The sequence below is a fragment of the Caldanaerobacter sp. genome, from assembly GCF_049701115.1.
Classification (GTDB): domain Bacteria; phylum Bacillota; class Thermoanaerobacteria; order Thermoanaerobacterales; family Thermoanaerobacteraceae; genus Thermoanaerobacter.
In genome coordinates this window covers 1-25,493 of sequence record NZ_JBNATX010000028.1, presented here as the reverse complement: position 1 = coordinate 25,493, position 25,493 = coordinate 1, and the positions used below count along the sequence as shown (strand labels likewise).

General features: G+C 38.7%; 27 protein-coding genes and 2 other annotated features. All 27 genes read right to left on the bottom strand.

Annotated features, from left to right (window positions below):
• Nucleotides 1-108: 108 nt before the first annotated feature.
• Nucleotides 109-582: a thioredoxin-dependent thiol peroxidase gene (gene bcp, locus ACPLVE_RS08580; protein WP_424611147.1), complete on the bottom strand. Its 474-nt coding sequence runs from the start codon at nucleotides 580-582 to the stop codon at nucleotides 109-111.
• An 80-nt stretch (nucleotides 583-662) separates the two neighbouring features.
• On the bottom strand, nucleotides 663-1,445 hold the full coding sequence (gene aroF / locus ACPLVE_RS08575; protein ID WP_424611146.1) for a 3-deoxy-7-phosphoheptulonate synthase: 783 nt from the start codon (nucleotides 1,443-1,445) through the stop codon (nucleotides 663-665).
• A gap of 11 nt (nucleotides 1,446-1,456) precedes the next feature.
• Nucleotides 1,457-2,245 carry a tryptophan synthase subunit alpha gene (trpA, locus tag ACPLVE_RS08570; RefSeq protein WP_424611145.1) on the bottom strand — a complete coding sequence of 263 codons (789 nt, stop codon included), beginning with the start codon at nucleotides 2,243-2,245 and terminating at the stop codon, nucleotides 1,457-1,459.
• Nucleotides 2,242-3,417 carry a tryptophan synthase subunit beta gene (trpB, locus tag ACPLVE_RS08565; protein WP_424611144.1) on the bottom strand — a complete coding sequence of 392 codons (1,176 nt, stop codon included), beginning with the start codon at nucleotides 3,415-3,417 and terminating at the stop codon, nucleotides 2,242-2,244. The genes trpA and trpB overlap by 4 nt, the downstream gene beginning before the upstream one ends.
• Nucleotides 3,414-4,025: a phosphoribosylanthranilate isomerase gene (locus ACPLVE_RS08560; RefSeq protein WP_424611143.1), complete on the bottom strand. Its 612-nt coding sequence runs from the start codon at nucleotides 4,023-4,025 to the stop codon at nucleotides 3,414-3,416. The genes trpB and ACPLVE_RS08560 overlap by 4 nt, the downstream gene beginning before the upstream one ends.
• Nucleotide 4,026: 1 nt before the next feature.
• Nucleotides 4,027-4,797: an indole-3-glycerol phosphate synthase TrpC gene (trpC, locus tag ACPLVE_RS08555; protein ID WP_424611142.1), complete on the bottom strand. Its 771-nt coding sequence runs from the start codon at nucleotides 4,795-4,797 to the stop codon at nucleotides 4,027-4,029.
• The gene (gene trpD, locus ACPLVE_RS08550; RefSeq protein WP_424611141.1) at nucleotides 4,794-5,813 is read right to left on the bottom strand and encodes an anthranilate phosphoribosyltransferase; all 1,020 of its coding nucleotides are present in this window, start codon (nucleotides 5,811-5,813) and stop codon (nucleotides 4,794-4,796) included. The genes trpC and trpD overlap by 4 nt, the downstream gene beginning before the upstream one ends.
• The gene (locus ACPLVE_RS08545) at nucleotides 5,814-6,380 is read right to left on the bottom strand and encodes an anthranilate synthase component II (RefSeq protein WP_424611140.1); all 567 of its coding nucleotides are present in this window, start codon (nucleotides 6,378-6,380) and stop codon (nucleotides 5,814-5,816) included.
• Nucleotides 6,380-7,807: an anthranilate synthase component I gene (gene trpE, locus ACPLVE_RS08540; protein ID WP_424611139.1), complete on the bottom strand. Its 1,428-nt coding sequence runs from the start codon at nucleotides 7,805-7,807 to the stop codon at nucleotides 6,380-6,382. Before trpE ends, ACPLVE_RS08545 begins: the two co-directional genes overlap by 1 nt.
• Before the next feature lie 37 nt (nucleotides 7,808-7,844).
• Nucleotides 7,845-8,140: a binding site (T-box leader), on the bottom strand.
• 38 nt (nucleotides 8,141-8,178) lie between these two features.
• Nucleotides 8,179-8,472: a thiamine-binding protein gene (locus tag ACPLVE_RS08535; protein WP_424611138.1), complete on the bottom strand. Its 294-nt coding sequence runs from the start codon at nucleotides 8,470-8,472 to the stop codon at nucleotides 8,179-8,181.
• 18 nt (nucleotides 8,473-8,490) lie between these two features.
• The gene (locus tag ACPLVE_RS08530; RefSeq protein WP_424611137.1) at nucleotides 8,491-9,675 is read right to left on the bottom strand and encodes a trans-sulfuration enzyme family protein; all 1,185 of its coding nucleotides are present in this window, start codon (nucleotides 9,673-9,675) and stop codon (nucleotides 8,491-8,493) included.
• Nucleotides 9,676-9,739: 64 nt separating this feature from the next.
• Nucleotides 9,740-10,537 (bottom strand): QueT transporter family protein, encoded by a 798-nt coding sequence (locus ACPLVE_RS08525; RefSeq protein WP_424611136.1) that lies wholly within the window; start codon nucleotides 10,535-10,537, stop codon nucleotides 9,740-9,742.
• An 89-nt stretch (nucleotides 10,538-10,626) separates the two neighbouring features.
• Nucleotides 10,627-11,409 carry an S-methyl-5'-thioinosine phosphorylase gene (locus tag ACPLVE_RS08520; protein ID WP_424611135.1) on the bottom strand — a complete coding sequence of 261 codons (783 nt, stop codon included), beginning with the start codon at nucleotides 11,407-11,409 and terminating at the stop codon, nucleotides 10,627-10,629.
• A 14-nt stretch (nucleotides 11,410-11,423) separates the two neighbouring features.
• Entirely contained in the window at nucleotides 11,424-12,182 is a 759-nt protein-coding gene (locus tag ACPLVE_RS08515) for an energy-coupling factor transporter transmembrane component T family protein (RefSeq protein ID WP_424611134.1), read from the bottom strand.
• Between the two features lie 7 nt (nucleotides 12,183-12,189).
• Nucleotides 12,190-13,899 carry an ABC transporter ATP-binding protein gene (locus ACPLVE_RS08510; protein WP_424611133.1) on the bottom strand — a complete coding sequence of 570 codons (1,710 nt, stop codon included), beginning with the start codon at nucleotides 13,897-13,899 and terminating at the stop codon, nucleotides 12,190-12,192.
• Between the two features lie 10 nt (nucleotides 13,900-13,909).
• A complete protein-coding gene (gene mtnA / locus ACPLVE_RS08505; protein ID WP_170271310.1) occupies nucleotides 13,910-14,947 on the bottom strand; it encodes an S-methyl-5-thioribose-1-phosphate isomerase in 1,038 nt (345 codons plus the stop codon).
• Between the two features lie 12 nt (nucleotides 14,948-14,959).
• Entirely contained in the window at nucleotides 14,960-15,913 is a 954-nt protein-coding gene (locus ACPLVE_RS08500) for an MDR/zinc-dependent alcohol dehydrogenase-like family protein (RefSeq protein ID WP_424611132.1), read from the bottom strand.
• Between the two features lie 22 nt (nucleotides 15,914-15,935).
• Complete coding sequence (locus ACPLVE_RS08495) at nucleotides 15,936-16,583, bottom strand: L-fuculose-phosphate aldolase (RefSeq protein WP_424611131.1); 648 nt, start codon at nucleotides 16,581-16,583, stop codon at nucleotides 15,936-15,938.
• Nucleotides 16,584-16,649: 66 nt separating this feature from the next.
• The gene (locus tag ACPLVE_RS08490) at nucleotides 16,650-17,951 is read right to left on the bottom strand and encodes an amidohydrolase (RefSeq protein ID WP_424611130.1); all 1,302 of its coding nucleotides are present in this window, start codon (nucleotides 17,949-17,951) and stop codon (nucleotides 16,650-16,652) included.
• 50 nt (nucleotides 17,952-18,001) lie between these two features.
• Nucleotides 18,002-20,800 carry an isoleucine--tRNA ligase gene (ileS, locus tag ACPLVE_RS08485; protein WP_424611129.1) on the bottom strand — a complete coding sequence of 933 codons (2,799 nt, stop codon included), beginning with the start codon at nucleotides 20,798-20,800 and terminating at the stop codon, nucleotides 18,002-18,004.
• A gap of 53 nt (nucleotides 20,801-20,853) precedes the next feature.
• Nucleotides 20,854-21,074, bottom strand: a binding site (T-box leader).
• Between the two features lie 60 nt (nucleotides 21,075-21,134).
• Entirely contained in the window at nucleotides 21,135-21,392 is a 258-nt protein-coding gene (locus ACPLVE_RS08480) for a TM1266 family iron-only hydrogenase system putative regulator (protein ID WP_424611149.1), read from the bottom strand.
• A complete protein-coding gene (locus tag ACPLVE_RS08475; RefSeq protein WP_424611128.1) occupies nucleotides 21,373-21,867 on the bottom strand; it encodes a DivIVA domain-containing protein in 495 nt (164 codons plus the stop codon). Before ACPLVE_RS08475 ends, ACPLVE_RS08480 begins: the two co-directional genes overlap by 20 nt.
• A 21-nt stretch (nucleotides 21,868-21,888) precedes the next feature.
• The gene (locus ACPLVE_RS08470; RefSeq protein WP_424611127.1) at nucleotides 21,889-22,632 is read right to left on the bottom strand and encodes an RNA-binding protein; all 744 of its coding nucleotides are present in this window, start codon (nucleotides 22,630-22,632) and stop codon (nucleotides 21,889-21,891) included.
• Nucleotides 22,633-22,635: 3 nt separating this feature from the next.
• Nucleotides 22,636-22,932, bottom strand: a complete 297-nt coding sequence (locus ACPLVE_RS08465; protein ID WP_424611126.1) for a YggT family protein — start codon at nucleotides 22,930-22,932, stop codon at nucleotides 22,636-22,638.
• A gap of 19 nt (nucleotides 22,933-22,951) precedes the next feature.
• Nucleotides 22,952-23,353, bottom strand: a complete 402-nt coding sequence (locus ACPLVE_RS08460; RefSeq protein WP_424611125.1) for a cell division protein SepF — start codon at nucleotides 23,351-23,353, stop codon at nucleotides 22,952-22,954.
• A 15-nt stretch (nucleotides 23,354-23,368) separates the two neighbouring features.
• Nucleotides 23,369-24,046, bottom strand: coding sequence for a YggS family pyridoxal phosphate-dependent enzyme (locus ACPLVE_RS08455; protein WP_424611148.1), 678 nt, complete (start codon nucleotides 24,044-24,046; stop codon nucleotides 23,369-23,371).
• An 8-nt stretch (nucleotides 24,047-24,054) separates the two neighbouring features.
• Nucleotides 24,055-25,233: an HlyD family efflux transporter periplasmic adaptor subunit gene (locus tag ACPLVE_RS08450; RefSeq protein WP_424611124.1), complete on the bottom strand. Its 1,179-nt coding sequence runs from the start codon at nucleotides 25,231-25,233 to the stop codon at nucleotides 24,055-24,057.
• Between the last annotated feature and the right edge of the window lie 260 nt (nucleotides 25,234-25,493).

Genomic DNA, 25,493 nt, shown 5'->3' with positions numbered 1-25,493 from the left:
CGCCTTCGCTCCTCAAGTTCGCCAAGTTTAGTTACCGCTTTGTCAACAAGTCGCATTTACACACAAAATGCCACTCCTTTATTTTGTCAACAGTCTAAGAGGGAGACCTTACACTCCCTCTTTTATTTCATCAAGCGCTTTTAAAATTTGATCCACATGCCCATCCACTTTTACCTTTCTAAATATCTTTTTCACAATTCCCTTTGAATCTATTATAAATGTAGACCTTTCTATCCCCATTTTCCTTTTGCCGTACATATTCTTCTCTTTGTACACTCCATATTCAGTTGATACTTTTGCCTCTTTGTCACTTAAAAGTACAAATGGAAGACTGTACTTTTCAATAAACTTTCTGTGGGAAGTCTCGTCATCTAAGCTTATTCCGATAACAACCGCATTTTTCTCTTCAATAGCCTTTATACTGTCTCTAAAAGCAACTGCCTCTTTGGTGCACCCTGGAGTATTGTCCTTTGGGTAAAAGTACAGCACTACATTTTTCCCAAGAAAATCTGAAAGAGATACCTGTCTACCATCAGCATCTGGAAGCACAAAATCAGGAGCTTTTTTGTCCACCTCTACCATATTATCCCTGCTTTCTAAAATTATTTTCTATGGATAATCATTATCTGATACTTAAATTATAGCCTCATTTCCTTCAAATGTCAACACCTTTTTATTTCTCTCATTAAATTTTCAAATTCAAGAAAATTGAGAGACTGCTCACCATCTGACAAAGCCTTTTCAGGGTCAGGATGAACTTCTACCATTATTCCGTCAGCACCAGCACAGAGGGCTGCCTTTGCCATTGGGATAATTAAGCTTCTCTTCCCTGTACCGTGACTTACATCTACAATAATAGGAAGATTTGAAAGTTCATGGATTACAGGAACCGCTGCTATATCCAAGGTATTTCTTGTATAAGTTTCAAACGTCCTTATACCTCTTTCACATAAAATGATGCTGGTATTCCCCTCAATTGCAATGTATTCCGCTGCATAAAGCCATTCTTCATAAGTTGCAGAAAACCCTCTCTTTAAAAGGACAGTTTTTTTAGTCTTCCCTACCTCTTTTAGAAGTGGAAAATTTTGCATATTTCTTGAACCGATCTGCAAAACATCTGCGTATTCTTGAACAATCTCCACATCCCTCACATCTAAAACCTCTGTCACAATAGGGAGTTTAAAAACATCTCCTACTTTTCTCAAGAGTTTGAGCCCTTCAATGCCCAAACCTTGAAAGGAATAGGGAGATGTGCGAGGCTTATAAGCCCCGCCCCTTAATGCATTGGCTCCACAGCTTTTGACCTTTTCGGCTGTCTTTACAAGCATTTCTTCACTTTCCACTGCACAAGGGCCTGCAATTATAAGTTTCTCCTCTCCGACGGTTACCTCCCCTACTTTTATACTCGGCTTTTTATCTTTATTTCCCACTATTTTAAATTCCATACTTATCACCTTCACAAGACTTCTCTTAAGCTTGACACAAATTCCTTTACCTCTTTTAACATTTCACATCTATTATACCCCTCAGCAATTCTTTCTACAATAGCGCTTCCTACCACAATTCCATCGCTCAAACTTTTAAGCTTTCTTGCCATTTCGGGTCCTGATATGCCAAACCCTAAAGCCTTTGGCATACTGGTATATGAAGATACCAGCCTCATGTATTCCTCAAGGTCTGTTGCAATTTCCTCTCTCGCTCCCGTGACTCCGGTCAAAGTCACGCAGTATACAAACCCCTTACCGTTTTCAGTAATTGCCTTTATTCTTTCCTTTGAAGTAGGAGCTACCAGAGGTATTAAATAAATTTCGTACTTATCAGCTATATCCAAGACTTCTTTCCTCTCCTCCAAAGGAAGGTCGGGAATAATGAGTCCATCAACTCCCGCTTTTTTCGAATCCTCCAAAAACTTCTCTATGCCGTATTTGAAGACAGAGTTGTAATAAACAAGATAGACAATAGGAATGTCGCTTTTTTCTCTTATTCTCATTACCAAATTCATTATATCTCTAATTTTTATTCCTTTAGCCAAAGCTCTCTGGGAAGAAGCCTGGATTGTCGGTCCATCAGCCAAAGGGTCAGAATAGGGTATCCCAAGTTCAATTATATCCGCTCCGGCCTCTTCAAGGGCTAAAACTATATCATAAGTTGTGTCAATGTCTGGGTCTCCGGCAGTAATGAAAGTTATAAGGGCTTTTTTACCCTCTTTTTTGAGGTCCTCAAACCTTCTATCGATTCTATTCACAATTCCACCCCCATTACTTTTGCGACGGTATTTACATCTTTGTCCCCTCTTCCAGAAAGATTTACTACGATTATCTTGTCTTTGCCTAATTTTTTAGCCAATTTCATAGCATAAGCCAGAGCATGTGCACTTTCTAACGCTGGTATTATTCCTTCTGTCTGAGACAGGTCCATAAAAGCTGCCAAAGCCTCTTCATCTGTAGCATACACGTACTCTGCCCTTCCTATCTCCTTCAAATAAGCGTGTTCCGGCCCCACTCCTGGATAATCAAGCCCCGCCGATATCGAATGAACAGGTAGAATTTTCCCCTCCTCATCCTGAAGGAGGTAGGTCATCATGCCATGAAGCACTCCAACTGAACCTTTTGCCATTGCTGAAGCGTGTTTCCCTGTCTCTATACCTTCTCCTGCCGCTTCTACCCCTATCAACTTCACTTCCTTATCTTCAGTAAAAGGATAGAATATCCCCATGGCATTACTGCCTCCTCCCACGCAGGCAACCACATAATCAGGAAGCCGACCTTCTTTTTCAAGAATTTGCTCTTTTGTCTCATCCCCTATAACTCGCTGAAAATCCCTTACCATAGTGGGATATGGATGAGGTCCTACCACAGAGCCAATCACATAGAAGGTAGTTTCTATGTTAGTGACCCAATCCCTTATAGCCTCATTCACTGCATCTTTCAATGTCCTTGTACCTGAAGTAACAGCTGTCACCTTTGCCCCTAAAAGTTTCATCCTAAACACATTTAGTGCCTGCCTTTTTATATCTTCTTCTCCCATGAATATTTCGCATTTCATTCCAAACATAGCAGCAGCTGTAGCAGTAGCAACACCGTGCTGTCCTGCTCCTGTTTCAGCTATAATCCTCTTTTTACCCATTCGCCTTGCCAAAAGCACCTGCCCCAGTACGTTGTTTATCTTGTGAGCTCCTGTGTGGTTGAGGTCTTCTCTTTTTAGATAAATTTTCGCACCACCCAGCCTTTTAGTGAGATTTTCTGCATAATACAAAGGCGTAGGCCTTCCTGAGTATTCTTTAAGATAATATCTGTACTCCTCCATGAATTTTTCGTCCTTCTTTGCCTCTTCAAATTCTCTTTCTAACTCTATAAGAGCATTCATAACTGTCTCCGGCACATACTGCCCTCCAAACCTTCCAAACCTACCTTTCATCCAATACCCCTCACTTTCTCAATAAATGACTTCATTTTATTAAAGTCCTTGTATCCTCCAACCTCAACGCCACTCGACACATCCACGGCGTAAGGTCTTACTAGTTTTATCGCTTCTTCAACATTTTCCTCCTTAAGCCCTCCTGACAAAACAACCGGTATTTCTCTTTTGTATGCTTTAAGGATATTCCAATCAAATACCTCTCCTGTACCTCCATACCCTTTTTCAGAAAAAGAATCAAACAGAAAGGCATCCACTTTAAATTCTTCTGTCTTTTTTAAGTCAAGTTTGCTTCTTATTCTTATAGCCTTCCAGACAGTGAAATTTTTAAAATTATCTATATACTCCTGTGTCTCATCGCCGTGAAATTGCAAGACATCTAGCTTTAATTTTTCAGCTATTTCCATGACCTTCTCAACAGGTTCATTTACAAAAACTCCTACCTTTTTAATCCCTTCTTTGAGCCTTTTTACAAATTCCAGTGCCCCTTTCAAATCAACTCTTCTTTTGCTCTCAGAAAATACAAAACCTATAAAGTCTGGCTGTAACTGATTTGCATAATAGATATCTTCAAGCCTTCTTAAACCGCAAATTTTTACTTTTACCACTTTATCCTCCCCTCACTTTTTTTACAAACTCCTTTATTCTTCCCTCATCCATTTTCATGAAGCTTTCACCTATCAAAACTGCCTTAACCCCAAGAGAAGATAAATACAACACCTCCTCCGGAGTTTTTATGCCGCTTTCAGATACTACTATCTTATCTTTAGGGATGTTTTTTATAAGTCTTTCCGTTGTTTTTATGTCAACTTCAAAAGTCTTCAAGTCCCTATTATTTATCCCTATGATATCGCATCCTGCCTTTAGCGCAGTCTCAAGTTCTTCCTCCTCGTGAACCTCGACAAGCACATCAAGTCCAATTTGTTTTGCTATATCGCAAAAATTTTTTAGCTTATCTTTCAAAATAGCCACAATCAATAAAACTGCATCTGCCCCTAGAAATTTTGACTCATAAATCTGATACTCATCTATTACAAAGTCTTTCCTCAAAACAGGCTTTGTGGTCACTTTCTTTACTTGAGGAATGTAGCCATCTTCGCCTTTAAAAAATCTTTTCTCTGTCAAGACAGATATGGCATCAACCTCTGCCTTTTCGTAGGTCTTTGCAATTTCTACAAGGTCAAATTCTTCTTTTATAATCCCTTTGGAAGGAGAAGCTCTCTTTATCTCTCCTATAATTGCCACCTTTCCTTTGTTCAGAGAATTTTTAAAATTTCCTCTGTATACTGCATTGACATTTAGCAATTCGTTGTAAGACTTTAACTCTTTTTTCTTCCCCACTTCTTCTTTTTTTAAATTCACAATTTCCTCTAGAATCATGAAATAATCCTCCTCTGATAGTCTAAAATCTCCAAAAACCTCTCATAAGCCAAACCGCTATCAAGAAGCCTTTCCGCAAGTTCAACACCTTCTTTTAAGTTTTCAACCAACTTGCCCACGTACAAAGCCGCTGCAGTGTTTAAAACCACTATATCTCTTCGAGGTCCTTTTTGACCTTTTAATATTTCAATAATTATTTCTGCATTTTCTTTAGGACCTTCTCCTTTTAAGTCTTCAGGCCTAGCATAAGGAATATCAAAGTCCAAAGGGTCTATCACGTAATCAAAGATTTCTCCTTCTTTTACTTCACTAACATAGGTTGGAGCCGTAGTAGTTATCTCATCAAGCCCATCAAATCCGTGCACTACCATCGCTCTTTCTATTTCAAGCTTAAGAAGCACTTCTGCTATCGGATGAGTTAGATTTCTATCATACACCCCTAATACCTGTCCTTTTATAGGTGCAGGATTTGTCAAGGGCCCAAGTAGGTTAAAAACTGTCCTCGTTCCCAATTCCCTCCTTATTGGAAGTACGTTTTTCATCGCCCTATGGTATAAAGGTGCAAAGAGAAATCCCATTCCTTTTTCTTCTATCATTCTTTTTGTATACATGGGTTCCGTTTCTATATTAAATCCCAATTCTTTTAAAACATCTGCACTACCACTCTTGCTCGAAACAGCCCTGTTACCGTGTTTTGCAACTTTTACACCCGCAGCAGAGGCAATTATAGCTACAGCAGTAGAAATATTAAAGGTCTTCCCCCCATCTCCACCTGTACCACAAGTATCAATTACATAGTCAGCATCCAATTGCAATTTTACTGCACTGTCCCTCATGGCTTTTGCAAAGCCCGTTATTTCTTCCACGCTTTCTCCTTTCAATCTAAGCCCTATCAATAGCCCTCCTATTAAAGAAGGAGTACCATTACCACTCATAATTTCTCCCATGACCTCATAAGCTTCTTTTTCAGTAAGATTTTCTTTTAATACAATTTTTTTAATCGCCTCCTGCAACATTTAAAACACCTCCAAAAAATTCCTCAATATCTCCTTCCCTTGTTCTGTCAAAATAGATTCTGGATGAAACTGTAAACCATATACAGGATATTTTCTATGCCTTACCCCCATAATCACCCCTTCCTCCGTCTGAGCTGTTATTTCCAACTCTTCAGGTAAAGTATTTCTATCGATAACCAGCGAATGATATCTCATTCCTTTAATTGGATTTTTTATGTTTTCAAATATTCCTCTGCCATTGTGAAAGATAAGAGAAGTTTTGCCATGCATTATCCTATCTGCTTTTATAATTTTCGCTCCGTACGCGTATCCAATAGCCTGATGTCCAAGACATATCCCTAACATTGGAACTTTTTGACCCAAATTTTTAATCAATTCGACGCATATTCCTGCATTTTCCGGTCTTCCCGGTCCTGGCGATAATATAATTTTATTAGGATTTAGTTTTGTAACCTCTTCCACTGTTATTTCATCATTTCTCACCACCATGACCTCCTTTTTCATTTCTCCTACGTATTGATAGAGATTGTAGGTAAAAGAATCGTAATTATCTATAATTAAAACCATCAAAGAACCTCCTTAAGAATCATCACTTTATTTAAAGTTTCATAATATTCCATCTCAGGAATCGAGTCATATACAATTCCTGCCCCTGCTTGAATATAAGCAGTATTTTCTTTTATGAGAATAGTCCTTATTGCTATGCACATATCCATATTGCCATTATAGGAAAAGTAACCAACAGCCCCTGCGTAAAAGGACCTTTTCACATTTTCTAATTCCTCTATTATTTCCATCGCTCTTATCTTTGGCGCTCCAGAAACTGTGCCTGCAGGAAGACAAGCTATAAGAGCATCAAAAGCGGTAAATCCTTTTTTTAATTTTCCAGAAACAGTTGATACAATGTGCATTACATGAGAATAAAAATCCACCTCCATAAAGCGCTCCAGCTTAACACTTCCAAATTCACAGACCTTTCCTATGTCGTTTCTCCCTAAGTCAACCAGCATCACATGCTCTGCCCTTTCTTTCTCATCCTTCAAAAGTTCTTCTTTGTTTTTTAAATCCTCTTTTTCATCTTTCCCCCTTCGTCTTGTGCCTGCTATAGGATTTGTGGTCACTTTGTCCTGAAAAACACTCACAAGGCTTTCAGGAGAAGAACCCAGAAGCTGAAAATCGCCAAAGTCGATATAGAAAAGATAGGGAGATGGATTCTTTGAACGCAACCTCCTGTAAATCTCAAAAGGATCTGAATTTGTCTTTGCCTTTAGCCTTTGGGATAGCACCACTTGAAATATGTCTCCTTTTTCAATGTATTTTTTGGCTCTTTCAACAATTTGACAAAACTCTTCTTTTGTGAAGTTGTAAGTTATCATTTTTTCTTCTTGAAGCGAAAGGTCGTGAAACTCTATTTTATTTGACTTTATCTCATTTAAAAGCTCATTAATCTTTTGCAAAACTTCCTCATACTCGGTATCCTCATTAGGAAATACATTGTAGACAATGTATACTTCATGCTTAAAATGGTCATAGCAGATGAAACTCTTGTAAAACAGGAAGTATACATCCGGTATATTTATTTCATCAGGATTTTTTTCTGGCAATTGTTCATAAAGTCTTATCGCATCATAAGATACATAGCCTACTGCACCTCCTGTAAAAGGAATGCTAAGCCCCAATGGGTTATAATTAACCTGCAGAAAGTTTTTTACCTCTTCCAGTGCTAAACCTCTTTTACTCGATTCTTCTTCTGTGATAATTTTTATATCCCTTCCATAGCTTAAAACTGACAAATAAGGGTCCTTCCCTATAAAAGAATATCTACCCCAGTGACTCCCTCCATTTGCACTTTCCAATAAAAATTTGTGTTTACCAGAAAGACTATAAAAAATGTTTATTGGCGTGATTTCATCCCCATTTATTTCCTCATATACCGGGAAAGTGTATCCCATTTTTTTATAGGCATAAAAATCTTCTTTAGAAATATTTGCCACTCTATCACCTCCTGAAAATTAAAAAAGTCACTCCGCCCATTGGGGCGGAGTGACCGCGGTGCCACCCAATTTGTCCTGCATTTACAAAAAAAGCATTTCACCAAAAGGATGAAATGCTTGTGCCACCTTTTTAACACAGGACCACTCTTTCGGGTACGGAGATTGTTCTCGATACCCTGCCTTTTTAACGGTAGGCTCACCGGAGACTGCTACTTTGATTTCGCAGCTCCCCTCACGGGCCCATTCAATACCGGCTACAGTACTCGGCTCCCACCCTCCCGAGCTCGCTTTGACTAAACGCCGGTATCTACTCTTCCCGGTCATAGGGTTTCATCAGAAATTATCTTGTTTTAATTTTATAACGTGTTAAATCATTTGTCAATATAGTTTTTTATTTTTTCTTCCATAGTCACTCCCGAAGACCTGTAATCAAGCTTTATAATGGAGATAACTCTGTTTGCACCTTCTTTTTCGCATATATTTTGGGCTTCTTTTACAATATCAAGAAGGTCATCTAATTCTCCTTCCATTGTAGTTTCCATGGGCCCCACCATAAAATTTACGCCAGTGCTTCTTATATATTTTATTACTTTATCAATAATACGATACGCTTTTTCTTCTGGAACTAAAGGCAATACCTGTAAGCTTAAATTGACGACTGGCATGAAATCACCTCCTAAGTTTTAAATTTCCTTCAAGGCATTTTCCAAATCTTCTATTATGTCGGCATAATCCTCTAGCCCTACTGAAATCCTCACAGTATTCTCTCTAAACCCAAAATCTTCTAATTTTTCTTTTGGATATCCTCTGTGGGTCATAATAGAAGGAACTTCCACCAATGTCTCTGCATCCCCAAGACTCACTGCCAGCTGGCAAAGTTTCAACCCCTTTATGAATCTTTCTAATTCTTTTCTTCCTCCATCTATCTCAAAACTTATTATAGCCCCAAATCCTCTCATCTGCTTTTTTGCAATCTCATGTCCCTTAAATGATTCAAGGCCAGGGTATAAAACATTTTTTACTTTTGGATGTTGGCTTAAAAATTTTGCTACCTCCATGGCATTCTTTTCATGCTGCCTCATCCTGAGCCCCAACGTCTTTATGCCCCTTAACATAAGCCATGCGTTAAAAGGACTCATAACTCCACCAAACTCGCACATATAGTCGAATTTTAGGTAGTGAATATAGGTTTCATCTTTTGAAATGGCAATTCCTCCCAGAGCATCCCCATGTCCACATATATACTTAGTAGCACTATGTACTACCACATCGGCACCTAAAATAAGGGGATTTTGAAAATATGGTGTAGCAAAAGTGTTGTCTACCACTACTTTTATACCTCTTTGATGGACTATACTACTTACCTCCTCTATATCTATCACCGACAAATCAGGATTAGAAGGCGTTTCAAAGTAAACCACTTTCACAGTATCGTCTAAATTCTCTTTCAACTCTTCTAAATTTGTCATCTCTATGAGTCTATATTTAACTCCATATTGGGGCAAAAGGTTAGTTATCACGTTATAACTCGAACCATATAGAGTTTTGTGAGCTAAAACTTTGTCGCCAGGCTTTAAAAGAGAAAAAAGGACAGAACTTATTGCCGCCATTCCCGATGAAAATGCTACGGCTCCCTTCCCATACTCCAGATCTGCCATTCTATTTTCAAACAACCTCAGGGTAGGATTGTTTCCTCGTGTGTAGACATAGTCAGAAGACTCAAAAGACATTACCTTCTCCACATGGTCCAAATCTTCAAAGACAAAAGTAGTGGTTTGAAAAATAGGGGGATTCAATGCGTTTTCAGGATTTTTCTTGAACTCTTCGCCGTGGATCGCCTTTGTATCAAATCTAAACTCTTTTTTCATACCCCTCACTCCCTTGTTAAAACTTACAGGGCGCACCTTTTTAGGTACACCCTGCTGGTAATCATTATAGGAGACTCGCCAGTATAAAGATAATAGTTGAAAGACCTGCTATAAAGCCCACACTGGCAAGTCCTGCTTTCCCCCCTGCAAAACCTGCTGCAAAAAGTGATTGCCCTCCAGACACTGCTGCCATCAATCCTCCAAAAAGGCCAACCAATATCGCCAGTGACGTGATTAAAGCAGCAATTCTTGCCTTCGCATCGGGTTTTTGTATTTCATCTTCCTCCATTATATCTGTCCAGAGTAAATTCCATTTTTTAACTCTAGGATAAAGTATCATGAGAAGAGGAATCCCCAGTACTATTGAGGGTATAGAGTTATTTACAGCTATTATAGAAGCTAAAGCTGCAAAGGGAACCATTTTAAGCAAATCCAGTCCCCAGCCTATGGTAAGGGCACAGGCAAAAGAACCCAAAAGAGCGACTACAGTATAAGCGAAGATTTTTCTTCCAGAATTTAGATTGGGTTCTAAGTCGTTTGCCTTTAAAAGCCCTAAATTTCTCCACAGCCTGTAAGGTATGTAAGCCTGCATGAAATTACCTATAAAACCAAAAATACTACCTATACCCAAAGTGCCAAAAAAATCTCCTATAAGATTGCCGATAGCTGAGCCCCAAGCTCCTGCTGGACCAAAGAGAAGACCCAAGACAGGAGGTAAGGCATTGGCAGGTCTTATTTCTGTTATTCCCGGAATTAAAACAAGGCCTTTAAAGGGTATTAGCACGGCTGCATAGATTCCTGCGCTCAAAGCTACCAGCACCACCATTTTGGTGTGCCTCCACATACTTAAAACTTCCTTCATACCCATTTCCCCCTTTCAAAATTTTAATTTCATAAAATTACAAAAAGCACCTTTTACAACCTAACTTAATCCCCCCTTTCCCTGTAATTTCACAATTCAATTACCGAATTAGCACAATTGCAATGTTCCTGATCCAGAGTCTCTTCGGTGAATACTCTTATAAAGGTTTTTATCACCTTTTCTTTGTTTATCTCGATCGCACTTGTAATCTCTCTAAGACTCACAGGACCTGTGGTTGCAGCTATAAGGCCTGTAGCCCAGTTTGTGACTATTCCAACCGCTGCATAGCACATTCCTAATTCTTTAGCTAAGACTACCTCAGGAATATTTGTCATTCCCACCACATCAGCTCCTAGCATCTTATAAGCCTTTATCTCAGAAGCCGTTTCAAATCTGGGCCCTTCCGTACATACATACACGGCGTCTCCTCTTACATTGAGCCCCTCTTTTTTAGCTGCTTCCATGAATTTCCCTCTTAAATTCACACAATAAGGGTCACTCATGTCTACGTGTCTTACTATTCCATCATCTCCTTCAAAAAAAGTCATAGGTCTGGATTTTGTAAAATCTATAAAATCTTTTAAAATGACTACACTCCCAGGAGAGTAATTTTCGTTTAGAGAACCAACAGCAGCTGTAGCATATACGTATTTTACTCCAAGTTGTTTTAAAGCCATTATATTTGCTCTATAGTTCACCAAATGTGGGGGAACACCATGCTCTTTCCCATGGCGTGCTAAAAAAACTATATCTTCTCCTTCTACTGTAACCACGTCCACCTCTACTGTTCCGTATTTCGTTTCAACTTTTTTTTGAACTACTTTCTCGGCTACCTCATACACTCCGGTACCACCTATAATAGCTTTCTCCATAAGAAATTTACCTCCTACAGCCTGTATTTAAATTTAAAATACACTGCCACAATCAAAATCAATAGAGCTACTGCCAAAAAGGCATAATCTCTAACTTCAAATTTTATCTCCAAATAGCTTGTTCTTTTGTCACTGTAGCCAAATCCTTTCGACTCTAAAGCCATGGCCAATATATTTGCCTGCCTGATTACAGAAATGAGAACCGGTATTAAAAGAGGAATGTATTTTTTTATTCTCTGCAAAATATTCCCTGAATCCAGGTCCAGCCCTCTTGATTTTTGTGCTTGCGTTATTATGTAACTAGTAGAAACTATCATAGGCACCAACCTCACAGCAGTGGAAAAAGCAAAAGCAGGTCTATAAGGTATACCAAGCTTTACCAATCCTAAAGATATTTCCTCAATTTTTGTGGAGCTTAAAAATATCATGCCCGCTATTATCATTACATCAAATTTTATTCCTATAGCGATTCCATATATAATTCCTTCTTTCGTAACAGGACCCCAAAGCCTTGTAGTCCCCGGATAAGTTAAAGCCCAGAGTATAACTGACATTATGGCAATCATTATCAAAATTATTTGTATCCTTTTTAGATTAGCAAGCACTTTCCCCAAAGCTCCATATAGTATGATTAAAAAAGAAAGGATAAGGAGCAAAGATAAAGAGCTAAACATTAAAGCTATTGCAAAGCTTATTAGCATAATAAATATTTTCGTTCTGGGGTCTAATTTATGTAAAATACTGTCCTTGTCCAAGTAGAGAAACATTTCCATAAGACTTTCACCTCTTTGTACAGCTTACCATTTCTTCTACAGAAAGAAATGTCTTGCCAAATTTGTTGCTGAAGCTAACTATTGAGGGTGGTTTTAAAGAAAGCTCTAAAAGCCTTTCTTCCTCTTTGAACACATCCCTTACTTTTCCGTACATTTCAATTTTCCCATCCCTCATAACTGCTACTTTGTGAGCATACTCTGCGACAATCCACATGGTGTGGGTTATCATTATTATAGTATGCCCGCTTTCGTTAAGCCTTTTTACAAGCTCCATCATCCTCTTCTGCTCTTTGTAGTCCAAACCAGTAGTAGGTTCGTCTAATATGATAACTTTAGGCCTTGCTGCTAAAATGGAGGCAACAGCAATTCTTTGCCTCTCCCCTTTAGAGAGAGCAAAAGGATCCTCCTTTTCAAAACCCTCCATATCAACTGCTTTTAAGGCTTCTGCTACTCTCTCTTTAACTTCTTCTTCAGTGCAACCCCTCATACGGGGACCAAAAGCAACTTCATCGTACACAGTATCCGCAAAAATCTGATGATCCGGATTTTGGAAAGCATACCCCACATAATTCCCTATTTCATACACGTTTGAATTTTTAGTATCTTTTCCATATACAATAATGCTCCCCCTTGTGGGTTTTAAAAGACAATTAAAATGCTTTGCTAGAGTAGTCTTACCACTTCCATTGTGTCCTAAAAGAGCTATAAATTCCCCTTCTCTAATCTCCAGATTGATTCCATCCAAAGCTTTCGTACCATTGGAATAGACATATTCCACATCTTTAGCTTGTATGATTACATCTCCATAGCTTTTTTCTCTCTCATCTTCTCTTCTTAGAATTTCTTGATATTTACCTTCATCAATTTGAAGCCCCAATTCTTTAAACTTCTGCACCCCTTCCTCATAAGTTAGAGGAAGATCTGCTTTTTCAAGATTAGAAACCTGTGAAAAATACTTGGGAATCTGCAACGGCATTAACCCTATTTTTTCCATCAAATCTGCTTCTTTTAAAACTTCTCTTGGTTTACCATCTTTTATTATCTTACCTTTTTCCATCAAAATTATCCTGTCCGCATTTAAAGCTTCTTCTGTCTCGTGTTCTATTATTATGAGGGTTAACTCTTTTTCTTCATGAAGCTTCTTTGCTATATTAAAAACTCCAATCTTACCTACGGGGTCTAAATCAGTAGTGGGCTCATCCATACAAAGTATGCTGGGCATACAAGCCAGAACTGACCCTATCGCAAGCCTTTGCTTTTGCCCCCCTGATAAGGTAGAAGGAGGTCTGTCCTCTAGCCCTTCTAGGTTTACAATTTTTAAAACTCTCCTTATTATTTCCTCAATTTCTTCTCTAGGAACTCCAAAATTTTCGGGTCCAAAAGCTATTTCGAGTTTTGTATTAGTAGAAAAAAGCTGTGCCTCAAAATCCTGAAAAACAAGCCCAATCTCTTTCGCCATTTTGCTGACAGGCGTCTCTTTCACCTTTATACCTCTTACCACAACTTCTCCACTGTAGTGTCCCCTCGTAAAATGCGGAATAAGGCCATTTAAGCATTGAGCCAGAGTAGACTTCCCTGCACCGCTGGGACCCATTATCACAATAAACTCGCCCTTCTCTACTTCTAAGTTAATCCCCTCTATAGCATTCCTGTCCTTTTGCTCTTTGTATCGAAATGCCAAATCTTTTACAATTATTTCCTTCTCGCTTAACGTCATGTCCTAACCCTCACCTCAGTTTCAATATGTTCTCTCTAAAAGGCGGCCTTATTATGCCCTTTTCTGTGATTATACCAGTGATATTTTCATGGGGCGTAACATCAAAAGCGGGGTTGTACACATCTATGCCTTCAGGTGCAATTCTCACACCATTTATATGTGTTACCTCTTCAGGACTTCTTTCTTCTATGACTATTTCGGCTCCAGTCTCTATGTTAAAATCGATGGTGCTGGTAGGTGCCACCACATAAAAAGGAACATTGTACACTTTTGCCACAACAGAGAGCATGAAGGTGCCGATTTTATTAGCAGTATCTCCGTTTAGGGCTATTCTGTCTGCCCCCACGAGTATGATGTCAATCTTTCCATCCCTTATGAGGGTAGCAGCTACACTGTCAGCAATTAATTTAGCCGGTATTCCCTCTTGGACAAGTTCCCAAGCTGTCAATTTCGCCCCCTGAAGCCTGGGCCTTGTCTCATCAGCGTATACAAAAATATTCTTTCCGCTGTAATGGGCTTCTCTTATGACCCCTAAAGCTGTGCCATAGCCAACTGTGGCTAAAGCTCCTGTGTTGCAGTGAGTCAGTATGACTGCGTTTGGCTTTATCACTTCATTTCCAATCTTAGCCATCTTTTTATTTGTCTCTAAATCCTCAAAGTAAATCTTATTGGCTTCTTCTTTTAACGCCTCGTATATATCTGAAACACTCAAATCCTTTACCTTTTCTAAAACACCTCTCATCCTGCCAATAGCCCAGGTGAGGTTCACAGCCGTAGGCCTGGACTTTGAAAGCACATTTAGAGCATTTTCCATGTTTTTTAAAAAATTTTCCTTCTCTTCTTTCATAAACTGCCGAGCTGCGAGTACCACGCCATAAGCTGCAGCTGCTCCTATCGCCGGAGCACCTCTTACTACCATGTCTTTTATAGCAAAGTCTACATCTTGATAAGTTCTGCATTCAAAAAATTCATAACTTAAAGGGAGTTTCCTCTGGTCTATCAGATAAAGCACGCCATCTTTAAATTCTATTGTCTTAATCTCTTTCATTGCTGCTTCCTCCTAACCTCTTAAATCAAAAACTGCTTTAAAAGTATTTTTGGGAGAAAAAGCCTCTTCATACTGCTCTAACTTATAAAAACCGCTTATGAGGTAATCAGTAGTGACAAACCTCTTTTCAAGAAGCCTCAAGGCGGACGCCATAGGACCGCACCTTGTACCTATCAATTTTATCTCCTTCACCACCCAATCAGTGGGATTCAAAGTAGCATAAGCATTGTATGTGCTCTTTAATATGACCGTGCCAGTAGGTTTGACCAACTCCTGAGCAAGTTTCAATCCGCCCTCATTGCCAGTACATTCTATAGCGACGTCAAACACGCTTTTAGTCTCAAGCCTTTCAACTTCTTCCAAAAGAATAGTATTAGCTTTATTTTTGAGGTGCTCAAGTTTTTCCTCATGTTTACCGACCACATAAAGGTCACATCCTGTAAGAGCTACCACCTGCGTTATAAACTGGGAAAGTTTACCATCACCTATGACCACAACTTTATCGGTGGGTTTTATATGATACATCTCAAGAATTTCTAAGGCAGCCGCCAAAGGCTCAGTAAAAACAGCTTCTTCATCTTTAATGCTATCAGGCACAATGAAAAGATTGCGATTAGGAAGCGTAATATACTCCGCAAAAGCTCCATCCTTTTCGAATATACCTAAGACCTTTCTATTTCTGCAGTGATGGAAAAGCCCTTCCTTGCACAGGTCGCACTCACCACAAGCTATGTTGATATCCGCAACCACTCTTTTACCAATCAATTGCGGATTAGAAGAATCTTCAACAATTCCCACGAATTCGTGCCCAAGTACTCCTTTAAAATTTTTATACCCTTTCATTATCTCTATATCAGTGTTACACACAGATGCCAGTAAAACCTTAATGAGCGCTTCTCCTTCTTTTATTTCAGGCTTTGGAAGGTCCTTTAGCTTAAGCTCTCCATCAAAATAAAGGGCTTTCATTTTTTTCACTTCCCTTAAATTTTTATTTTCTTATCTGCCCATAAGTTTTAAACTTCTCCATCATAAGCTCCATCTCTTCAGAGGATAAAAGTACGGGTTCTCCTATAGATTTTGCTCTATAGTAAAGTTCTGCCACATATTCGATCTGTATACTTATATTGAAAGCATTCGGAAGGTCTTCGGCACCAACAAGAAGCCCGTGATTAGCCAGTAAAACAGCTTTTCTACCTTTCATTGCCTCAAAAGCGTTCTCTGCAAGCTCTTTAGTTCCAAAAGTAGCATATTTTGCGCATTTCACATCTGGTCCTGCTAAGGCTATGAGGTAATGAACAGGCGGAAGGTCCCAGTTAAGGCAGGCCAGGGTCGTAGTATAAACAGGATGGGTATGTATGATTGCTTTTATGTCATCTCTCCTTACATAAAAAATCCTGTGCATCTCGTATTCAGTAGAAGGAACCTTTGTCCCTTCTACAACTTTTCCCTCTAAATCCATCACCAATATGTCTTCAGCTTTTAATTCATAATAGTCCATTCCTGAAGGAGTTATAGCCATAAGTCCACTTTTGTCGTCATAAACACTTAAATTTCCTCCTGTACCTCTGGTGAGATTTGTATCTATGAGCTTTTTGCCGTACTCTACTATTTGTTCTCTCTCATATTTTAAAAGCATGTTTTTCACCCCGTTTTTGTATGAATATTCTCACTAAATCCATCATATAGCAAGAGAAAGAGGCTGTCAACTGACTTCTCCTCTCATCAAATTTTGAGCCCTTTTCTCCACTTCATAGTAAACCCTTTCTACGTCCATAGTTTTTATCTCCCTTTTTTCCATTATCACTTTGCCATTTACTATAACTGTATCTACATCTGAACCCTGAACAGAATAGGCTAAAGCAGAGATTAAGTCGTTCTTGGGATGTAAATGAGGTTTATTAAGGTCTACAAGAATTACATCTGCCTTTTTCCCAACCTCAATAGTGCCTATCTCTCTTTCCCATAAAAGAGCTCTTGCTCCATTTACAGTAGCCATTTTTAAAGCTTCAAAAGCAGGTACAGACAGAGCATCTTCGTTTAAAGCTTTGTTAATCGTCGCAGCAAAGTGAATCTCTTCGAACATGTTTAAATTGTTGTTGCTGGCAGGGCCGTCAGTTCCAAGAGCAACATTTATCCCTTTTTTTAACATTTTGTCTACAGGAGCAAATCCACTCGCCAGCTTTAAATTGCTGGTGGGGTTGTACACAGGAGAGACTTTCATCTCTTTTAATACCTCAATATCTTCATCTGAAAGGTGTACGCAGTGAGCAGCTACAGTAGGCACTTCAAAAATTCCCAAATCCTTTAAATGCTGTACAGGGGTTTTACCATACTTTTCAAGGCTTTCTTCTACTTCCCTCTTTGTCTCTGACACATGAATGTGAATCCCTGTACCTAATCTCTTGGCAAGGTCCAAAATTTCTTTCAAATAAGTTGGTCCACAGGTATAAGGTGCGTGAGGTCCTACCATCACTTTGATTCTGCCCTCAGCTTTACCATTCCAGGTTTTATACAAATCTTCCGTATCCTTTAGCTTCTCTTCATTGACTTTTGCATCCTGTTCTTCTATGATGCCTCTGGAAATCACGCCTCTTATGCCTATTTCTTCTGTAGCTTTTGCTACTTCCTCCATAAAAAAGTACATATCACAGTAAGTAGTAGTACCTGAATAAATCATCTCTATCATGCTAAGAAGGGAGCCCCAGTAGACATCCTCTGCAGTAAGCCTTGCTTCAAGCGGCCATATGTACTTTGTAAGCCAATCAAAAAGAGGTACATCATTTGCATAATTTCTAAATAAGGACATTCCTAGATGCGTATGAGCGTTTATGAGACCTGGCATTAAAAGCTTATCTTTTCCCTCAATGACTTCGTCTACTTTAACCTCAGGCAGTAACTCCCCTATGTGCTTTATAGTATCCCCCTCAATATACACATTCACGCCCTCTAATACCTTATCTTCCTTCATGGAAAGAAGGCTTACATCTTTAATTAACAAATTCACTTCTTTCCCCTCCTATCAAAAATATAAGTATAGAAAGGGGAATCCCCTTTCTATACCTTTAACTGCTCCTCAATGTGAGAAGCACATCTTGCACAAATAGTAGGATGTTCTTTTATAGTTCCAACTGTCTCGCTGTACATCCAGCAGCGCTCGCATTTTTCTCCTGGCGCGCGGGTAACTGTTATCTTAAGGTCATAATCCTCGCTTACATAAGCATTCTCTGGCGCAGACTCCTGTGGGTCATGCAATACCACCTTTGAAACTATAAATACGTACTGTAAATCTTCAAAGCCTTTAAAGAACTCGTACAGTTCTTTAGAGGGATAAATATCCACCTGAGCATCCAGAGAGTGTCCTATTTTCTTTTCGCTTCTTGCTATCTCCAAAGCTTTTGAAACATCTTTTCGTATATCAAAAAGCTTTTCCCACTTTTCTATGATATAAGGGTTGTCATACTCCTCTTTTACCTGCGGCCAGTCTGCCAGCTGAACGCTTTCAAAGTTGTTATTTCTGTCATGCTTCATATGCCACCATATTTCTTCAGAAGTGAAGGCAAGAACTGGCGCTATAAGCTTTACCAGAGTGTCCAGGATGATATATAAAGTTGTCTGAGCCGCCCTTCTCTCCTTTGATTTAGCTGGGTAAGTGTACAGTCTGTCTTTTAAAATATCCAAATATAAGCTACTCATGTCTACAACACAGAAGTTGTGGACAGGGTGGAAAAAGTCATAAAACTCATATTTATCAAAAGACTCCGTGAGCTGCTTGACCAGCCTGTTAAGCCTGTATAAAGCCCATTTGTCTATCTCTAAAAGCTCTTCGTAAGGCAGCATGTCTTTATCAGGGTCAAAATCGTAAAGATTTCCAAGCAAAAATCTGGCTGTATTGCGAATTTTTCTGTAAACTTCTGCTATCTGCTTTAATATTTCAGGAGAAGTCCTCATATCAGCAGTAAAATCTGCAGATACCACCCACAGCCTGAGAACATCAGCACCATACTCTTCAATGACGTCTTTTGGATCCACGACATTCCCCAGTGATTTAGACATTTTTCGGCCTTCCCCATCTACTACAAATCCATGAGTCAGTACATTTCTATAAGGAGCTTTGCCACGCGTTGCTACAGCAGTTAAAAGAGAAGACTGGAACCATCCTCTATGCTGGTCAGAACCCTCTAAATAAAGCTCTGCAGGCCATTTTAAATCAGGATGTGTCTCCAAAACAGCTGCATGGCTGGACCCTGAATCAAACCATACGTCCATTATGTCTGTCTCTTTTCTAAACTTAGTAGATCCACACTCACATTTTATGCCTTTAGGCAGTATTTCTTCTGCCGACATCTCAAACCAAGCATCAGAACCCTTTTGTCTAAAAAGCTCTTTCACTGCATTTATGGTTTCATCGTTTATCAAAGGCTTCCCACAGTTTTCACAATAGAAAATTGGTATTGGAACTCCCCACACCCTCTGTCTGGATATGCACCAATCTCTTCTATCTTTAACCATGTTTGTGATGCGCTCTTCTCCCCACGCAGGATACCAGTTGACCTCTTTTATAGCCTTTAACGCTTCTTCTCTAAAGCCCTCTACGGAAGCAAACCATTGCTCTGTTGCTCTAAAGAGTATAGGACTTTTACACCTCCAGCAGTGAGGATATGAGTGGGTGATTTTTTTCTCTGCCAGAAGCGCATTTGCCTTTCTTAAGTCTTCCTTTATAACTTTATTTGCTTCAGCATAATAAAGCCCCTCATAAAAAGGCGCCTTATCTGTGAAATAACCCTTTTCATCTATAGGATTTAAAGCTTCAAGCCCATATTCTTGCCCTACGAGAAAGTCCTCTTCACCATGACCCGGGGCTGTGTGAACACATCCAGTACCTGCCTCCAGAGTCACGTGTTCCCCAAGTACCACTATTGAATCTCTATTATAAATTGGATGTACTGCCTTTATACCTTCTAGTTCTTTGCCTTTGAAAACAGCCAGTATTTCATAATCCCCCAAGCCTGTCTCTTTTCTCACCTCTTCTATCATGTCCTTCGCTATAATATACACTTCATCCCCAAATTTTGTAAGAGAATAGTCAAATTCGGGATTCAAAGCAATAGCCAAGTTAGCAGGAATGGTCCATGTAGTAGTAGTCCAGATGACAAAGTACACATTACTCAAGTCTTCAACAATCCCTTTGAATTTGCCAAGGTCATCCCTTACCCTAAATTTTACGTATATAGAATCCGAAGTTTCATCAAAATACTCGATTTCCGCTTCTGCCAGAGCCGTCTCGCAACTGGGGCACCAGTATACAGGTTTTAAACCTTTGTATATATATCCCCTCTTTGCCATCTCTCCAAACACTTCTATCTGTTTTGCTTCATATTCTGGGTCAAGAGTAAGATATGGTTTTTCCCAATCCCCTCTTACGCCTAATCTTTTAAACTGCTGCCTCTGTCTTTCAATCTGTGAAAAAGCGAAGTCTTTACATACTTTCCTAAACTCTACCGGATCCATTTCATGCCTTTTTACTCCCAAAATTTTTATAACCTGTTGCTCAATGGGGAGTCCGTGTGTATCCCATCCCGGCACATATGGAGAATCATACCCTCTCATGGTTTTGTATTTTACCACTATGTCTTTTAAAACTTTGTTCATGGCCGTCCCTATGTGTATATCCCCGTTGGCATAAGGAGGACCATCGTGCAAAATGTATTTTTCTTTCCCCTTGTTTTTCTCTAAAACTCTGTGATATATATCCATTTCTTCCCACTTTTTTAATATCTCTGGCTCTCTTACTGGAAGGTTTGCCTTCATCGGAAAATCGGTTTTTGGCAGGTTTAACGTCTTATTGTAATCCACTTTTCGCTACCTCCTCTTATGAAGATTTGGCTTAGTTAAAAAGAAAACTTCTCGTCAGGGACGAGAAGTTCGCGGTACCACCCTAATTATTAAGACAAAGCAAAGCTTTGCCTTAATCCCTCATTTTAGATAACGGAAAATCCGGCCCAGCCTACTTAAAAGTTCAGCCTGCAGCTCCGAGGGGATTTTCAGTAGAAACGAACTTATTGGCTCGCACCCACCGCCAACTCTCTGAAAGCCGCCTCTACCTACTCGTCCTCTTCATAGCTTTTCCCGATATTATTTTTATTCACATTATATAACACATCCTCCATTAAGTCAATACAATTAAAATCTATGAAGTCAGAGCCGATTTAACCTTAACTCCTGGAAGCCTCCCCAGTTTTCCTGTCATTGCACCTATTTCGTCAGTAGTACCATCTACAATGAGAGCTATAACTGATACCCCCCTGTCTTTATAGGGTATACCCATCCTTCCTACAATTATATGGCCGTATTCGCTCAATATCTGATTCACTTTATCTGCCACTTTCTCTCTGTCATAAACCAATATTCCTACAACTCCCAATCGATTAGGCTTCTTTTCTGTCATCATCTAAATTTTCCCCTTCAACAACTAATTCCTTTTCATCAAAGGAAAGTATAGCTTCAAGCTGAGCTTCTAAGAGAGCTTTGAATTTCGCTTTAAATATGTTAAGTTGCTTTTTATACCTCTCAAGCTCCATTCTTATCTTTACCACTTCTTGATTGGCTTGCTCTAATATCTTTTCAGCAGTCTGATGAGCATTCTGGATGATAAGTTGTGCTTCTTTTTCTGCATTTCTTTTTAATTCTTCTGCTGTATTTTGAGCAACTATCAAGGTGTTGTTCAACGTTGTTTCCATATTTATGTAACTCTGGAGCTTTTCATTCATTATATTTATTCTCTCTTTGAGTTCTGCATTTTCTCTGTACAGCATTTCATAATCTTCCATCACCTTGTCCAGAAACTCATCCACTTCTTCTTCGTTATAGCCGCGGAAAGACCGCCTAAACTCTTTGTTATGTATGTCCATAGGGGTCAGCATAAGTTATCCCTCCCTTTAGCTTTAGACGTACCTTAAAATGTGAACAGAAATTCTGCCTTTTTTAGTATTCCCCTTTACCTCCTGCAACTTTATTCTGCCAAACCCCCTTAAAGAAATAACATCCCCTTCCCCAACGTGAAACGACGGGTCTTCCACGGCCTCCCAGTTAACCTGCAGTAAACCATTTTTTATTAATTCTGAAGCCTTTGTTCGTGAGATTCCAAATCCAGAAGCAGTTACACTATCTACTCTAAGCGAAGCCACCGTAGAAAAAATGTCTTTGTACCTAACCTCTGGTTTCATAAGATCGAACAGTTCAATTTCGTGCACTTCGACGGTTTCTCTTCCTACTTTAGTTAAGTTTAAAAGCAGAAAATCTTTCATTTCCTTTTTTACTATGACATCGCACTTATTTTCTATTACAATTATGTCACCTATTTTATCTCTTTTTATCCCCAACCCTAAAATTGAACCCAAAACCTCTCTATGGGAAAATTTGCTTTTACCGTGGAGTCTCAATGCAGCAACAGGTAATTCTTCTTCATATCTGTAAAACTCAGGATAGACTATGGCAATTTTTCTTTCCGCTAAAGAATATCCTCCATCTAAAAAATATTCGATACCTTGATTTTTGTACTTTAACGCAAGTTTTTCAAACTGTCTTTGTTCAGACAGCGCCAAAAAATCAGTATGCTGAGGACTTTTTGATTTCAAGCACCCTTTTAAAACATCTTCCAGGCGAGCAACTACATAACTTCTTTCCATTTTTCACCTCATAAGCCAGAATACTAATTGAAATACCAAAGGTCTTACCACATATTGAATAACTAAAATGGCAAAGACAGGGGAAAAGTCTATCATTAAATTTCTTCCAAAAGAAGACATGAATTGTAGCTTTCTAAAAGGTTCTAAAAGTGGCTCTGTAGTAATAATCACAAATCTAGATATAGGATTTGACATATTTTCCATCCTTAGAAGAGATAGAAATACCCTTATGAGAATAAGCCATGTTATAACTTCGAAAAAATAGTTTAACGCTGTTAGAATCACGTAGCTCGTAGGCAAAATTATTCCTCCTCACTATTTAGTTTAAATTGTAAAGCGCATTTACTTCTTCTTTTATATCACCTGTTATATCAAAATTTTCTGGTGCCACCAAGAATATGTAGCCGGATATTTTCGTTATTTCTCCATTTAAAGCATAAACGGCTCCACTCAAGAAATCAACCACCCGTTGGGCCTCGCTTTTGTCCATCTTCTGTAAATCTACAATTACAGGTTTCTTGCTTTTAAGTTCATTGCAAATGAAAAGCACCTGTTCAAATTTTTCTGGCTTTGATATAAGCATCTTTATCTGTGGATTAGTGTGAATATTAACCACTTTCGGCTTTCTATCATAGAGCATCAGTGATTGCTGAGAAGTCTCAACTTCTTCTTCTTCGATCCCTAAAAAATTCATTATCTTATCTATCACTTTAGAAGACATCTTCATCCCTCCACTTCATCCTCTTTGCCCAAAAATAGCCGTACCAATCCTTACTATATTTGCCCCCTCTTCTACCGCCACCCAGTAGTCATTAGACATGCCCATTGAGAGATACTGAGCTTCTACGTTGTTTTGTTTAATTTCTTTCAATTCTTCAAAAAGTTCTTTCATCTTTTTGAAATAAGGTCTTACTTTTTCTGGAGGAAGATAGGGAGCAATCGTCATAAGCCCTTTTATCTTTATATTATCATATTTTTCCAATTTTTTCACTAAATTATGCATTTCTTCCGGTGAAATGCCAAATTTAGTATCTTCACCACCTATGTTTATTTCAAGAAGACAATCCATTATAATCCCTTTTTGTTTCGCCCTTTTATCGATTTCTTCTGCCAGCTTTTCCCTATCTAAAGAATGAATGAGTTTGACTTTGTCTATGATATACTTAACCTTGTTTGTCTGAAGGTGACCTATAAAATGAAATTCTACCTGCCCTTCAAGATAAGGATACTTTTCCATAAGTTCTTGCACTCTATTTTCTCCAATAGCGGTAATCCCACAGGAAATTGCCTCTTTTATGGCATCTACTCCAAAAGTCTTTGTAGCCGCCACAATCAATATCTCTCGAGGATCTCTCCCGACCTTTATAGCATGTTCTTCAATAGTTTCTTTTATCCTCTTTACATTTTCACAGATACTCGTTTTTAATCCCCCCTGCCCTTTTTAGGGATTAATACTTTATCATAAATTTTTACACCCTTTAAAATAACATACCTTCCATCTGTTCCTTCAATATCAATTTTTTTAAAAACAGGCTTTGAGGAAATGCCCAGTACCCATACTCCTTTTTCTCCATTTTCGGTAACTACTGCCGAAAATGGAAGCTTCATCCCCCAATACTCTTTGAGCACAACTTTTACTTTTATTTTAGCTTTCTTGTAAAATTCAGGATATATATCTATCATTTTTACTATCCCTACATATAATTTATCGTCACCCTTGTAGATTTTTATAATCTTTCCCCTAAGTTCTGCAGGATAATCTGAAATAAAAATTTTGACATTAGAGCCTTCTTTTAGAAGACCCGCCTGTTCTTCTGATAAGATTAAAGCTAAATACCAGTCAAAATTGTCAACAACTTTGCAAACAAAATCTCCTTCTTTTACTATTCCTTCAACTTTTTTTATATCAAAATTCACAGTGGAAAGATGAGAAACATTTAAATTAAACATATTTTTGCTGTTCAAAACTCTTTCACTTCCATCAAAAGTAAAACTTATTATTCCAGCCTCCGGAGCATTCACAGTGGTGCTGTTTTCAGATATATACTTTTCCAAGTACTCCTTCTGTTCCCTTAAATTCTCTACAGTCCTTAATACCGAGGGAGCCTTATTCAAAATCTCTTCCTTTTTAGCCTTTAGCACTTCGATTCTTGCAAGTATCTTCTGTGCAGACTTTTCGTCCTGCTTTAACATTTCATTATAATTTTTTTCTTCCTTTTTTATCATATCGTCAATCTTCTTAACGTCTTGATAAAAAGGTATATCAAAATCCTGTTCTTTTAACTTCTCTTCTACTTTTTTAAGCATGTTTAATTTATCTTCTTCAAAAGAAGAAGAGTAAATTCGAAAAATAGGTTCTCCTTTCGAATATCTTTCCCCTTCTTTTGCGAGTTTTTCTACTTTCCCATCAAAAGGAGCTTTTATTATCATTTCATCCTTTACCACAAAAGCTTCTGTTTCAAAGTCTATCACTACATTTCCATAGGTGACGACGGCTGTTTCTTCCCTTCCCTTGTAGGTACTAAAAAGCAATTTCCCTAAATACACCAAAATAACGATGAGAGCCAGAATTTTTAACAGGTTTTTCCCCACATTTATCACCTATAAAATAAATTCTATAAATCTTGCTATTTTCCTTCTTTCATTTTATCACAAAAAAAGAAGATGGCAAATGCCATCTTTACAGACTGCTGACAAAACCCATATTAATTTAAGTGGCATTTTGTGTTAATGCTCCGGAGTTGCAAAGCGACTAAACTAAGGCTCACTTTTCGGGCTCAGGCGGGGTACCGGCCAATTCGCCCTTAAGGCTCAGGTGGCCGCTCGCTTCGCTCGCCCCGCCTTCGCTCCTCAAGTTCGCC